Source organism: Sphingobium sp. TomMM35A, assembly GCF_054771735.1.
The window spans coordinates 958,954-972,617 of sequence record NZ_BSRC01000001.1 but is presented as its reverse complement, the minus strand read 5'-3'; the positions used below and the strand labels follow the sequence as shown (position 1 = coordinate 972,617).

The 13,664-nt window shown below is 62.1% G+C and carries 9 protein-coding genes; 5 read left to right on the top strand and 4 right to left on the bottom strand.

Translation table 11 applies throughout. The annotated features are described in order from the left end of the window. Positions 1 to 15 precede the first annotated feature (15 nt). Positions 16 to 1,668 carry an electron transfer flavoprotein-ubiquinone oxidoreductase gene (locus ACYU8T_RS04825; RefSeq protein WP_461158681.1) on the bottom strand — a complete coding sequence of 551 codons (1,653 nt, stop codon included), beginning with the start codon at positions 1,666 to 1,668 and terminating at the stop codon, positions 16 to 18. A 138-nt stretch (positions 1,669 to 1,806) separates the two neighbouring features. Here ACYU8T_RS04825 and ACYU8T_RS04820 point away from each other — a divergent pair, with 138 nt between their 5' ends. Genes ACYU8T_RS04820 through ACYU8T_RS04805 form a run of 4 tightly spaced genes read left to right on the top strand, consistent with a single transcriptional unit; the run spans position 1,807 to position 5,940 of the window. Then, the gene (locus tag ACYU8T_RS04820) at positions 1,807 to 2,517 is read left to right on the top strand and encodes a uracil-DNA glycosylase family protein (RefSeq protein WP_461158680.1); all 711 of its coding nucleotides are present in this window, start codon (positions 1,807 to 1,809) and stop codon (positions 2,515 to 2,517) included. Beyond that, positions 2,514 to 4,301: a lytic transglycosylase domain-containing protein gene (locus ACYU8T_RS04815; RefSeq protein ID WP_461158679.1), complete on the top strand. Its 1,788-nt coding sequence runs from the start codon at positions 2,514 to 2,516 to the stop codon at positions 4,299 to 4,301. The genes ACYU8T_RS04820 and ACYU8T_RS04815 overlap by 4 nt, the downstream gene beginning before the upstream one ends. Then, a complete protein-coding gene (moaB, locus tag ACYU8T_RS04810; RefSeq protein ID WP_097091495.1) occupies positions 4,301 to 4,828 on the top strand; it encodes a molybdenum cofactor biosynthesis protein B in 528 nt (175 codons plus the stop codon). Before ACYU8T_RS04815 ends, moaB begins: the two co-directional genes overlap by 1 nt. A 44-nt stretch (positions 4,829 to 4,872) precedes the next feature. Continuing rightward, complete coding sequence (locus ACYU8T_RS04805; protein WP_461158678.1) at positions 4,873 to 5,940, top strand: PA0069 family radical SAM protein; 1,068 nt, start codon at positions 4,873 to 4,875, stop codon at positions 5,938 to 5,940. Here the strand turns inward: ACYU8T_RS04805 and dnaE are convergent, their stop codons facing one another. Next, positions 5,941 to 9,483, bottom strand: a complete 3,543-nt coding sequence (dnaE, locus tag ACYU8T_RS04800; RefSeq protein ID WP_461158677.1) for a DNA polymerase III subunit alpha — start codon at positions 9,481 to 9,483, stop codon at positions 5,941 to 5,943. Between the two features lie 180 nt (positions 9,484 to 9,663). Between dnaE and ACYU8T_RS04795 the strand changes: the two genes are divergently transcribed. Beyond that, positions 9,664 to 11,472 (top strand): sensor domain-containing diguanylate cyclase, encoded by a 1,809-nt coding sequence (locus ACYU8T_RS04795; protein ID WP_461158676.1) that lies wholly within the window; start codon positions 9,664 to 9,666, stop codon positions 11,470 to 11,472. Between the two features lie 6 nt (positions 11,473 to 11,478). Here the strand turns inward: ACYU8T_RS04795 and ACYU8T_RS04790 are convergent, their stop codons facing one another. Beyond that, positions 11,479 to 12,147 (bottom strand): ABC transporter ATP-binding protein, encoded by a 669-nt coding sequence (locus ACYU8T_RS04790; protein WP_461158675.1) that lies wholly within the window; start codon positions 12,145 to 12,147, stop codon positions 11,479 to 11,481. Further along, complete coding sequence (locus ACYU8T_RS04785) at positions 12,140 to 13,390, bottom strand: lipoprotein-releasing ABC transporter permease subunit (protein WP_097091490.1); 1,251 nt, start codon at positions 13,388 to 13,390, stop codon at positions 12,140 to 12,142. Before ACYU8T_RS04785 ends, ACYU8T_RS04790 begins: the two co-directional genes overlap by 8 nt. Positions 13,391 to 13,664: the final 274 nt, after the last annotated feature.

Genomic DNA, 13,664 nt, shown 5'->3' with positions numbered 1-13,664 from the left:
GCGCAGAGCAGGCGCCTACATATTGGGATAGTTCGGCCCCCCGCCGCCTTCGGGCACGACCCAGTTGATGTTCTGCGTCGGGTCCTTGATGTCGCACGTCTTGCAGTGGACGCAGTTCTGGGCGTTGATCTGGAACCGGGGATTGCCCTCTTCCAAACCGACAACCTCATAGACGCCTGCCGGGCAATAACGCTGCGCGGGCTCGTCATAGAGCGGCAGGTTGTAAGCGATCGGGATCGACGGGTCCTTCAGCTGAAGGTGGACCGGCTGATCTTCCTCATGATTGGTGTTCGACAGGAACACAGAGGACAGGCGATCGAAGCTGATCACCCCGTCGGGCTTGGGATAATCGATCTTGTGACCGATTTCCTTGGGCCAGATCTTTTCATTGTCCGGCTTGTGCTTCATCGTGAAGGGCAACCCGATCTTCAGCGTGCGCATCCACATATCGACGCCCGCCAGCAGCGTACCGATCGTATTGCCGAACTTCGCCAGCAGCGGCTCCGCATTCTTGACCAGCTTCAACTCGTCCGCAACCCAGCTGGAGCGCAGGCGGTCATCATAGTCGTGCAGCACATCGCGGGAGCGTTCGTCCTGAATCGCCTCGAACGCCGCCTCTGCCGCGAGCATGCCCGACTTCATCGCCGTGTGCGTGCCCTTGATGCGCGGCACGTTGACGAAGCCTGCGGAGCAGCCGATCAGCGCACCGCCGGGGAAGACGAGCTCGGGCACCGACTGCCAGCCGCCCTCGTTGATCGCGCGCGCGCCATAGGAAACGCGGCGGCCACCCTCCAGATATTCGCGAATCGCCGGATGCTGCTTCCAGCGCTGGAACTCCTCGAACGGATAGAGATAGGGGTTGCGGTATCCGAGGCCCACGACGAAGCCTAGAGCAACCTGCCCATTGGCCTGATGGTAGAGGAACCCGCCTCCATAGGCGTCCGTCAGCGGCCAACCCTGGGTATGGATCACCAGGCCCGGCTTGTGCTTGGCGGGATCGATATCCCACAATTCCTTCATGCCCAGGCCGTAGACCTGCGGCTCGCAATCCTTGTCCAGTTCGAACTGGCGCTTGAGGATCTTGGTCAGGTGGCCGCGCGCGCCTTCAGCGAAAAAGGTATATTTGGCGTGCAGCTCCAGCCCCGGCTGATAATCGCCCTTTCGATTGCCCTCGCGATCGATGCCCATGTCACCGGTCGCGACGCCCTTCACGCTGCCATCCTCATTATAGAGGATCTCGGCAGCGGCGAATCCCGGGAATATCTCGACGCCCAATCCTTCGGCCTGCTCGGCCAGCCAGCGGCACAGATTGCCGAGCGAACCTGTATAGGTCCCTTTGTTGTGCATCCAGCGCGGCGTCGAAATATGCGGCACCGGCAATTTGCCGCGCTTCGTCAGGATCCAGTGCTGGTTGTCCCGCACCGGCGTTTCCGCCAGCGAGCAGCCCATGTCGCGCCATTCGGGGATCAGCTCATCAAGGGCCCGGGGGTCGATCACCGCGCCCGAAAGAATATGAGCGCCGATCTCCGAGCCTTTTTCCAGAACGCACACCGCCAGTTCCTGGCCAGCGTCGTTGGCCAGTTGCTTCAGCCTGATCGCCGCGGACAGCCCCGCCGGCCCCCCGCCGACGATGACGATGTCATAGGGCATCGATTCCCGTTCGCTCATAATCCCTCCATCGGGACGAGCCGGATGGTTTCCCTCTCCTGTCCGGCCGCCGCGTTACTCAAACGATTTACCACCGGTTGCCGATGAAGATTCTTGACCCCGGCGTCAACCTCTGGCCCTAGAAGATCGATGCGGGGAATGACGGAAGATCTGGCCGATGCCGCCAGCGCCTATCTGGCGTGGTGGGACATGGCGGGCGTGGATTGCGCGACGGCGGAAGAGCCGGTGAACTGGCTGCGTCCGGCACCGGCCGTTCCGCTGGCGCCAGCCCCTTCATCTCCGGCCACGGTGAAGAAGCCAGGCTCGCTTCAGGAGTTTACGGACTGGCTCGCCCGGGATTCGGCGCAGCCGGAACGCCGCTGGCCAGGCACACCCATATTGCCGCAAGGGCAAGCTGGATCGCCGCTGATGGTGATCACCGACATGCCTGATCCAGCCGACATGGATGCAGGCACATTGCTTGCCGATCGCGCCGGACGCTTGTTCGACGCGATGCTGTCTGCTGTCGGCCTGTCTCGGGAGAGCGTCTATATCGCCTCCCTCTTCTGCGCCCGCCCGCCCGGCGGCATGGTGGAGGCGGCCGACCTCAATGCAGCCGCTGACCGCATGCGCACCCATGTTTCGCTCGCGATTCCCGGCAGGCTGCTGCTTCTGGGCGACCGGACGATCCGCACTTTCCTTCCCGTACAAGACAGGCAGGGAATGGAAAGTTTACACTTTTTTAACCATGATGGCGGCACTGTGCCTGCTTTAGCCACTTTCCACCCGCGGCTCCTGCTGGGGCAGCCCGCGGCGAAAGCGGAATGTTGGCGCACATTGCAACGCCTGGTCGAGGATATGCATCAGTGATTCGCGCGCTCACCCGATCATCTTGCCTGGCACTGGCCGCCATCAGTGCCGCCGCGGCCGTGCCCGCCAAAGCGGATAATGCGGCGGCAACGGCTGGTTTCAGGTCAGGGTTCAACCCGGCACTGTCCGTCGACGACGGCGACAAGACGCGTTACTCGGCCATCTATTCGGCGCTGTCGGATCAGCGCTGGGCTGACGCGAAAGCGTCGATCCTGGCTCTGGACCCTCAGGACCCGATGCGCTCAGTCGCGCTTTCCGACCTTTATGTAGCCAAGGATTCGCCGCGCGTTGAGCTGTTCGACGTGCTCGACCTGGTGAACAAGGCGGCCTGGCTTCCCAATGCGGATCAACTTTCCCGGCTCGCGCAGAAGCGGGGCGCGACGATCCTGCCGACGCTCCCCCAGGTCCAGAAGATGGTCTGGCTGGGTTCAGCGCCGCGCCGGGAATATGTCGCAACGACAAAGACCGACCTGCTTGCCCAGGCGCTGGTTGGTCAGATGACGCCCTTCATCAAGAATGACGATCCTGTGGGAGCGGAAACGCTGCTCGCGTCGGGAGAAATCGGCCTGACGCCCGAAGGCCTGACCGAAGTACGCCAGCGCGTCGCATGGTCCTACTATATCGAGAATAACGATGCGGACGCGCGGCGGATGGCCAACCGCGCCCTTGAAACCCGTGCGGGCGGCGACTGGATGGTGCAAGCGCACTGGACGCTCGGCCTTGCATCTTGGCGTCAGCATGACTGCGCTGCGGCGGCGCCTGCCTTCGCCAATGTCGCTGCACTCGCTGGTAATGCCGACATGCGCGCTGCTGGCGCCTATTGGGCGTCGCGCGCCTACATGGCCTGCGGCCAGGCAGAAAAGGTCGAGAATCTCCTCAAGACCGCCGCGCGATCCGGCGAAACATTCTACGGCTTGCTCGCCCGTGAAACGCTTGGCCTGCCGCTGGGCGGCGCGAGGACCGCTCCGCGCTTCGGATCAGCTGATTGGCAACAGCTGAAGGACAGCCCGAATGTCCGCGCTGCGATTGCTCTCACGTCAATCGGTCAGCTTGCGAAGGCTGACCAGTTCATCCGGCATCAGGCCCGGCTGGGCGGCGCTACTCAATATGACGCCCTGCTGAAGCTCGCCAATGCCCTCAGCCTTCCCGCCACCCAGCTATGGCTCGCCCATAACGGTCCGGCTGGCAAACAGCCCGACAGCTTCGCCAGATTCCCAACGCCGGATTGGCGTCCCGACGGCGGCTGGCGTGTCGATCCAGCGCTGATCTACGCTCACACACTTCAGGAATCGGGCTTCCGCAGCGATGTCGTCAGCAGTGCGGGAGCACGCGGGCTGATGCAGGTCCTGCCTGGCACCGGCAGTGACATGGGCCTTGCTTCCGCAGCCCAATTGTTCGTGCCGTCGACCAACATGGAATATGGCCAACGCTACCTCGAAAATCTCCGCAACATGAGCGCCACGGGCGGACTTCTGCCAAAGGTCATGGCTGCTTATAATGCAGGCCCACTGCCCGTTCAGCGGTGGAACAGCGAGGTCAAGGACAATGGCGACCCTCTGCTGTTCATGGAGTCGCTGCCTTATTATGAAACCCGCGCTTATGTGAACATCGTCATGCGCAACTACTGGATGTACCAGATCCAGGCGAAGGGAAGCGCGGATTGCCTGACCGGCATGGCACAGGGCATGTGGCCGACCTTCCCCACCGCCAAGGGGACGCGCATGGTCCGGATGAGCCAGAACAACACGCTCTCCGCCGCCAGTATCGCGGGCGGCTCTGACTGATGCCGATCGATGAAAGCCGGTCATTTCTGCCGGTGCGAATTGCCGTCCTGACCGTTTCGGACAGCAGGGGCCTTGCAGAAGACCGGTCCGGCGACACTCTGGTCGATCGGATCAAGGCGGCGGGCCACATTCTGGCTGCGCGGCATATCGAAAAGGATGATCGAGCCGCCATCGTCGCGCGTCTCCACAGCTGGATAGACGATCCCCAAGTCGATTGCATCATCACCACGGGCGGAACCGGCGTCACGGGCCGAGACGTGACACCCGAAGCGGTCGCCCAGGTCCAGGACAAGGAAATCCCCGGCTTCGGCGAGCTGTTCCGCTGGCTCAGCTACCAGACGATCGGGACGTCGACGATACAGTCACGCGCCACCGCCTGTGTCTCGCGCGGCACCTATATTTTCGCGCTGCCGGGTTCTACCGGCGCGGTGAAAGATGCCTGGGACGGCATCCTCTCCAGCCAGCTCGACAGCCGTTTCCGTCCCTGTAACTTCGTCGAACTGATGCCCCGCCTGATGGAGCGCTGAATCCCCACCCTTGCCACCATGTTCTCTTTATGTTCTAATGAGACATGGTTGCTGAAAAGGGTAGAGGCGCGACGCTGAACGTCATCAGTCACCGCTTCAACATGGCGGAACAGGTCGCTGACGGCGACTGGCTCGACGCAGTTGAGGCCATAGATGGACCAGCACCACGCCGCCGGACGCAAGTCACGGTGGAACACCCCCGCACGATCATCAGCCGCAACACATCGCCCGATCTTTCCTTTACCCAATCGATCAACGCCTATCGAGGCTGCGAGCATGGGTGCATCTACTGTTTCGCGCGGCCCACCCATGCCTATCACGACCTGTCGCCGGGGCTGGACTTCGAAACACGCCTCTTCGCCAAAGCGGACTCGCCCGACCTGCTCCGCACCGAACTGTCCAAGCGTTCCTACCGCGTCTCGCCGATCGCCATGGGGACGAACACCGATCCCTATCAACCGATCGAACGAGACTGGAAGATCACGCGGCAATGCGTTGAGATATTGGCGGAATGTCGTCACCCGATCTTCATCACGACCAAGTCGGACCGCGTCCTTCGCGACCTCGATCTTCTTCAAGACATGGCCCGTGATCGGCTGGTGGCGGTGATGATTTCCGTCACCACGCTTGATCCCAAGGTTGCGCGCGCTCTCGAACCGCGTGCGGCTCACCCTCTTCGCCGGGTGGAAGCCATTCGCCAGTTGGCGCAAGCAGGCGTTCCCGTGGTCGCCAGCGTCTCTCCCATCATTCCCGCCATCACCGATCATGAGATAGAGGCGATCGTCGAAACGACCGCCGCGGCGGGCGCCCGGGACGCCACATTCATACCCGTGCGCCTGCCGTTCGAAGTCGCGCCCTTGTTCCGGGCGTGGCTACAGGAACATTATCCCGACAGGGCCGCGAAGGTCATGGGGATCATCCGTGACATCCGGGGGGGCCGCGACAATGATCCTGACTTCGGAACCAGAATGCGCGGACAGGGCATCTGGGCTGACCTGATCCGCACCCGCTTCATCAAGGCACGAAGGCGCGCCGGTTTCTCGGGCGAACGGCTGACGCTCAGGACCGACCTGTTCCGTCCACCAGCAGGTCCGCAGCTTCAACTTTTCTGATCAGGCCGTTGCCGCAACCAGCCTGAACCCCGAACGCCGGGTCCGTGCCCGATAGCCATCGGCCTTCGGCTCCATGCGCTCGAAACTCTGGATCGCAAGGCCAGGGATGAGTGCGATGGCGTCGACCTGGTCCGCCCCGATCAGATAATCATCGCCTAGGAACATCCGGGCAGCCTTGCCGCCCGCCACTGGAGCGCGAAGGAACACTTCGCTTCGTCCGCCCCTGCTGCGCAACAGCAATTGCGCGAGTTCGTTGACAGCGGCGCTATCCTGCACATCCACGACCAGTTCCATCCGCGATGCGCTGGCAAGCTGATTGAACTGCTCCACGCCCCTGATCGTAACGCGCGGCGTTTCTTCGCCGGGCATGCGATCCAGTTCCACCATCAGCAGCGCACAATCTCCGTCACGGGCCATGGCTTCGATCGCCTTGCACGCATCCTCATCGAAGCAGCTTGCCTGGAACTGCCCGCTGCTGTCGGAAAATGTCGCCGCCGCATAGCGTGCGCCCCGCCGCGTCTCACGCCAGCGGACTTCCTCAACCATGGCCGCCATGACTGCGTTCGCCCGCCCGCCTTCCGCCACCTGCTCGGCACAGATCGCCCCGTAGCTCCTCGCCCCGCGTGCATCAGCCAGATGCCGGTATCGGTCGACGGGATGCGCCGAGAAGTAGAAGCCGAACGCTTCCTTTTCCTGCGCCATCCGGTCTGCGGTGGACCAGGTCTGATGCGGCGGAATGCGCACGTCCGCATGCGGCGTTTCGACATCGCCGAACAGGCCGCCCTGTCCGCTCTCGCGCGCTTCGGCAGCACTGGCGGCGACGCTCAGGATCGTGTCGGCCGCTGCATGCACGCCCGCCCGGTCGGGGTGAATTTCATCGAACGCCCCTGATGCCGCAAGGCTTTCAAGCTGGCGGCGGTTCAACAATCGCGGCTCGATCCGGTCGGCGAAATCATCGAGAGACTTGAATGTCCCACCGCCGTCGCGTTCGGCGACAAGCTGCTCCATCGCCTTCTCGCCCACGCCCTTCAGCCCGCCCAAGGCATAGCGGACCGCAAAGCCGAGGCGGGGATCCTCCCCCTCATATTCGATCGGCTCTACGGAGAAGTCGGCGAGGCTGCGATTGATGTCAGGCGCAAGGCAGCTGAGCCCCATGCGACGCATGTCATCAACGAATATGGTCAGCTTATCCGTAAGATGGATATCGAACGCCATCGATGCGGCGTAGAATTCGGCCGGATAATGGGCCTTCAGCCAGGCCGTCTGATAGGCCAGCAATGCATAGGCCGCAGCATGTGACTTGTTGAAGCCATAGCCGGCGAACTTGTCGATCAAATCGAACAGCTCATTGGCCTTGGCCGCCGGAATGTCGCTCCTCGCGCATCCCTCCACGAACCGCGCCCGCTGCGCGTCCATTTCCGCCTTGATCTTCTTGCCCATGGCGCGGCGAAGAAGGTCTGCGTCCCCCAAGGAATAGCCCGCCAATATCTGGGCGGCCTGCATCACCTGCTCCTGATAGACGAAGATGCCATAGGTCTCTTCGAGGATCGGCTTCAGCAGAATATGCGGATATTCAATATCTTCCTGCCCGTTCTTGCGGCGGCCGAACATAGGGATATTGTCCATCGGTCCAGGGCGGTAGAGCGACACGAGCGCGATGATGTCGCCGAAGTTGGTCGGCCGGACGGCCGCCAGCGTCTTGCGCATCCCCTCCGATTCCAGCTGGAACACACCGACGGTATCGCCCCGCTGGAGCAAATCATAAACCGCCGGATCATCCCAGCTGAGGCTGCTTAGATCGACCTCGACACCGCGCCCCGCCAGCAGCTGCACCGCCTTTTGCAAGACGGACAGGGTCTTGAGGCCAAGAAAGTCGAACTTCACCAACCCCGCGCCTTCGACAAATTTCATGTCGAACTGCGTCACCGGCATATCCGAGCGCGGATCGCGGTAGAGCGGCACAAGTTGTGACAAGGGCCGATCGCCGATCACGACGCCCGCAGCGTGGGTCGAACTATGCCGGGGAAAGCCCTCCAGCTTCATCGCATAGTCGATCAGCCGTTTGACCTGATTGTCATTGTCATATTCGGCCCTGAACTCTGCAACGCCGTTCAAGGAGCGTTCCAGCGTCCACGGGTCCGTCGGATGATTGGGCACCAGCTTGGCGAGCCGGTCGACCTGGCCATAGCTCATCTGCAACACGCGGCCGGTATCCTTCAGCACCGCGCGCGCCTTCAGCTTACCGAAGGTGATGATCTGCGCCACATGATCGACGCCATATTTCTGCTGGACGTAGCGGATCACTTCGCCACGCCGCGTTTCGCAGAAATCGATGTCGAAGTCCGGCATCGAAACACGCTCTGGATTGAGGAAGCGCTCGAACAGCAGCCCCAGTTGCAGCGGATCCAAATCCGTAATGGTAAGAGCCCAGGCAACCACCGACCCCGCGCCCGAACCACGGCCCGGCCCCACGGGGATGTCCTGCTCCTTCGCCCATTTGATGAAGTCGGCAACGATCAGGAAATAGCCCGGGAACCCCATCTGGATGATGATGTCGGTTTCGAAAGTCAGCCGGTCGAAATAAGGCTGACGCGCCTCGTCACCCTCGATCCCCGCCTTTGCGAGCCGCAGTTCCAGCCCTTGGGCCGCCTGCTCCCGCAACATCCGCGCCTCGCCCTCGATATCACCGGCAAGGCTCGGCAGGATAGGCTTTCGCTTCGGCGCAGCGACCGCGCAACGCTGCGCCACGACCAGCGTGTTGGCCAAAGCTTCAGGCAAATCCTCGAACAGGCGCTGCATCTCGGCTGCCGGTTTCATCCAGGCATCGGGCGAACTGGTCCGCCGGTCGGGGGTTTCGACATAGGCGCCATCGGCGATGCAAAGCATCACGTCATGCGCTTCATGGAAATGAGGTTCGGCAAAACAGGTCGGATTGGTCGCGATCAGCGGCAGGTCACGCGCATAGGCAAGATCGAGCAAATCAGCTTCCGCCTTGCCCTCGACGGGGTCCTGCCTGCGGCAAATTTCGACATACAGCCGATCCGGAAAGAGCGCCGCAAGCCGATCGGCATAAGCAAGCGCGGCGTCCGGCTGATCCTCCGCGAAAAGCCGGGCAATCGCCCCTTCCGCGCCTGCGGTCAGCGCTATGAGCCCGTCCGTCCTGCCAGCCAGAGCCTCCAACGTGACATGCGGGACTTCCTCGACCGGCCGATCGAGATGCGCCATCGATACCAGGGCGCAGAGATTGTCGTACCCCGCCTCATCCTGAGCATAAAGGGCCAGCCAATCGTGTACCGCGGCGGCATTGGCGGGACGCCCCGGCCGCAATATGCCCAGCATGGCCCCGATGATCGGCTGCACGCCCTCGCTTTTGCACCCATCCGAAAATGCCATCGATCCATAAAGGCCGTTTCGGTCGGTGATCGCTGCTGCGGGGAAGCCCAGCGTCCGCGCTTGCTTCGCGATCTTCTTCGGCTCGATTGCACCTTCCAGCATGGTGTAAGAGGAAAAGATGCGAAGGGGTACAAAACCGGCATGAGGCATTTTGCGTTAATAGCGTCCCTGGCCGCCTTGGCGCCAGTCCTTCTTGAGAAATGCTGTGGATAAGCATTCCCCAGTCTCTTCGAAAGGCCCGCGACCACCAATTCGGCGGCATCTCGCTCTTTGAGACTGCTTTCCACCCGGTTAAGCATTCTCCAACCTCTCCGATATAGTGTGCGCCCCATGCGTTTGTCGACGATCACCAATTGGGCATATGGCGCCACCCTATTGCTTACCCTCGCCTCCGGAACCACGATGCTCATGGCGTCGGGCGCTGAGAAAAACGAGCGTGAGGCAGTCGCGCAACGCGCGCGCTTCGATCAACTGACCTCGGCGCTGCTTGAGGACAGCTATCGCCAGACCGAACAGGCGCGATCCTTTTCGATCACCGGCGATCCCACCCACCTCGTCGCCTATCAGCGTGAAAAGGCCGCGCTGCGTTCAGTGGAACAGCGGATCAGCCATTTGCGCGACGCAGGCGCGACAGAGAGCGAACTCAGGGCCCTGCGCGACGCGCTGCATTGGGCGGATGCCCTGACCGATGAGCAGGAGGCTGCACTTCGCGCGGCCCAGGCAGGTGATCAGGACACTGCGCGAACCATCCTGTTCGGTGACGAATATGGCCGGGAGCTTGACCGGATCGCCGCTCAGATCGGCAAGTTCCAATATATGTTGGACCAACGGACCGAAGCAGCCATCGCCCGCGCCACCGCGACGGCGCGCCAATGGCGCAGCATGTCCGAAATCATGCTCGGGGCGACCGCGCTCCTGTTCCTCTGCGTTCTCTATTTCATCCTCAAACAGCGCATCCTGCACCCCGTCGTGCGCCTGAGCGACGTGGTCACGCGCCTGGCCGCGCAGGATTTCGCGGCCATTCCGCCGGACATTTCCCATGTGGATGAAATCGGCGACATGGCTCAGGCTATCCGAATCTTCCGGGAAAATGGCCTTGAACGCCAAAGGCTGGAAAAGGAACGCGACGCCGATCGCATCATGCAGGACCTTCTTTCCCGCATGACGCAGCGGCTTCAGGGTTGCGACAACAGCGCCGATCTTACTGGCGTCGTGCGGCGTTTCGCCCCGGAAATCGCGCCGGGCTTCGCGGGCAGGCTGTACATCTATGATGCGCGCCGAAACGCCATGCGTCAGGCCTGCGACTGGCTGTCCCCGCAATGGTCCAAGGCGGAATTTTCCCCGTCAGCCTGTTGGGCGCTGCGTCGCGGGCAAACGCACCGGCCCTCCGGCAACATCATCGACATCCCCTGCGAGCATCTGGGTTCGGAAAGCGCTGCTCCCACCATCTGCATGCCGCTGGCAGCACAGGGGGAAACGATCGGCCTCCTGTATTTCGAAGAACCTGCCAACGTCTCGGCCGATCAGATCGAACGGAGCGAGAAATATCTGGAGATGCTGGCCGAAAATATCGGGCTGGCCCTTGCGAACCTCCGCCTTCGCGACGCCCTGCGCGAAATGGCGATGGTCGACGCGCTGACCGGTCTTTCGAACCGGCGGCAATTCGACGCAGCCATTGAAGATGCCGTGGCGGTCAGCAGCCGGGACCGGTCCCCCCTCGCCTGCCTCATGATCGACATCGATCATTTCAAGCGGTTCAACGATGCGCATGGCCATGACGCGGGCGACGCCGTGCTGCGGGCAGTCGGCAATGTCCTCAACGAGTCACTCCGAGAGGACGGCTTCGCCTTCCGCCTCGGCGGTGAAGAATTCGTACTCCTGATGCCGCACTTCTCCCTGGATCAGGCGATCGACCGCGCACGGCAGATCCAGGCCAGGATTCAGAACCTTCGCGTGCAGCATGGCCATCAGCAGCTTGGGCCGGTCACGGCATCGTTCGGGCTTGCCGCTTATCCCGATCATGGAAGGCCCAACCAGCTCGTCCAAACCGCGGATGCCGCCCTCCTCCGGGCGAAGGCACAAGGCAGAAACCAGATCGTGGTGGCAACTGTGCGGGACGACGCCTCAGTTCAGGTCTGAAGCCTCTTACAGCAGCCCTTCATGAAGACGCACGACGCGGTCCATCTTTTCCGCGAGCCGTTCATTATGGGTCGCCACCAGAGCAGCTGAACCTTCCTCACGAACCAATCGGAGAAACTCTGCCAGCACGATGTCGGCGGTGCGCTCATCCAGGTTGCCGGTGGGTTCGTCCGCCAGGATCAGAGCGGGCCGGTTGGCCAGTGCGCGGGCGACGGCGACGCGCTGCTGCTCGCCGCCCGAAAGCTGGCTCGGACGGTGATCAATACGATGACCCAGCCCCAAGGACGTGAGCAATGATTCAGCACGCGCGCGGGCCACGCCGTTGTCCTGGCCACGAATGACCTGCGGCAGGATGACATTTTCCGCCGCGTTGAAATCCGGAAGCAGATGGTGGAACTGATAGACGAAGCCCAGCGCGTCCCTGCGCAGCCGCGTCCTTCCGTCATTATCAAGACGCGCGGCTTCCTCGCCATCGATGCGGATCGACCCGTCGAAGCCGCCTTCCAAAAGGCCAACAGCCTGCAACAGCGTGGACTTGCCAGAGCCTGAGGGCCCGAGCAGCGCCACAATCTCGCCCTGCCCGACGGTCAGGTCGACGCCGCGCAAAACCTCGATCGTCACCCCGCCCTGGGTAAAGCTGCGCTTCAGCCCCTCAACCATCAATATGTCATTCATAGCGCAGCACCTGCACGGGATCGGTATTGGCGGCCTTGAACGCCGGATAAAGCGTCGCAAGGAAACTGAAGATCAGCGCCATGAGGCAGATGATCGTGATCTCTATCGGATCGGGTTTCGCCGGCAACTCGGTCAGGAAGCGGATCGAAGGGTCCCACAGATTCTGCCCGGTCATGAACTGGATCGCATTCACGACGCTCTGACGGAAGAAGAGGAAGGTGAAGCCAAGCACCAGGCCCGCAGCCATCCCGAGCGACCCGATCGTCACGCCCACGGTCATGAAGATCTTGACCAGGCCCACTCTGCTCGCCCCCATCGTGCGCAGGATCGCGATGTCGCGCGTCTTTGCGCGGACCAGCATGATCAATGACGAAAGGATGTTGAAGACGGCGACAAGCACGATGATCGAAAGCACCACGAACATCGCCACCCGCTCGACGGCCAGCGCCTCGAACAGGGACGCGTTCATCTGCCGCCAATCGGTCACGACCGCGCGGCCTGCGACCTTCCCGGCGAGCGGCTCCAGGATCGTGCCGACCCGATCGGCATCGACCGTCTCCACCTCGATCATGCCGACCACATCGCCCAAGAGCAGCAGGGTCTGGGCATCCTCCATCGGCATCACCACGAAGGCCTTGTCATAGTCGTAAACCCCGACCTCGAAGATCGCAGCGACTTGGTAGGATATCTGGCGCGGCACCGTTCCAAAGGGTGTGGAACGGCCTGCCGGATTGATGATCGTGATGCTGTCACCCAGCTGCAGACCAAGATTTTCGGCCAATCTTGATCCTATGCCGACCTTACCCGCATTGGCGGTGAGATTGTCCATGCTCCCCGCGAGCACCTTTGCCTTCAGGGTCGCATTGTTCCGGATGTCGTTGACGGTCATGCCACGGACAAGAACGGCTTCGACCCGCCCCTGGAAGCTGCCGAGCAGTGGCTGCTCGATCAGCGGTGTGGCGCTGGTGACACCCGGCGTCGCCTTCGCTTCATTCAGGATCGAACGCCAGTCCGGCAACCGACCGCCATAGCCTTGAACCACGGCATGGCCGTTCAACCCGACGATCTTGTCGAACAGCTCTGCCCGGAAGCCGTTCATAACGCTCATCACGATGATGAGCGCCGCGACGCCAAGCATCACGGCGGCCAGACTGATGCCCGCGACCAGGAAGATGAATCCCTCTCCCTTGCCAGGCAGCAGATAGCGCTTGGCGATCATGCGTTCGTAGCGTGATAAGATCATGGTGGCGCGAACGGCCCTTTATGTGATGTCGATTAGTGCCCGTCTAGCAGGGTCTCCACTAACGGCAAGCGCAACGGATTGTTGCACGTCAGCCACAGCGGTGAAGGGAAAATCTTCGGCCAAGGAAATAGCCCGTGACAGCGGCCTCCGCGGGCCATAGCAAAGTCAACGAAGCACAGGTTAATGGCCGTGGTTCAGGGATACTGCTTCCCACTTCAAGCTTAGGGGGCTGAGAAGTGGTCGAGGCAGGCCAAGGGGGAGACGAGCAATCGTC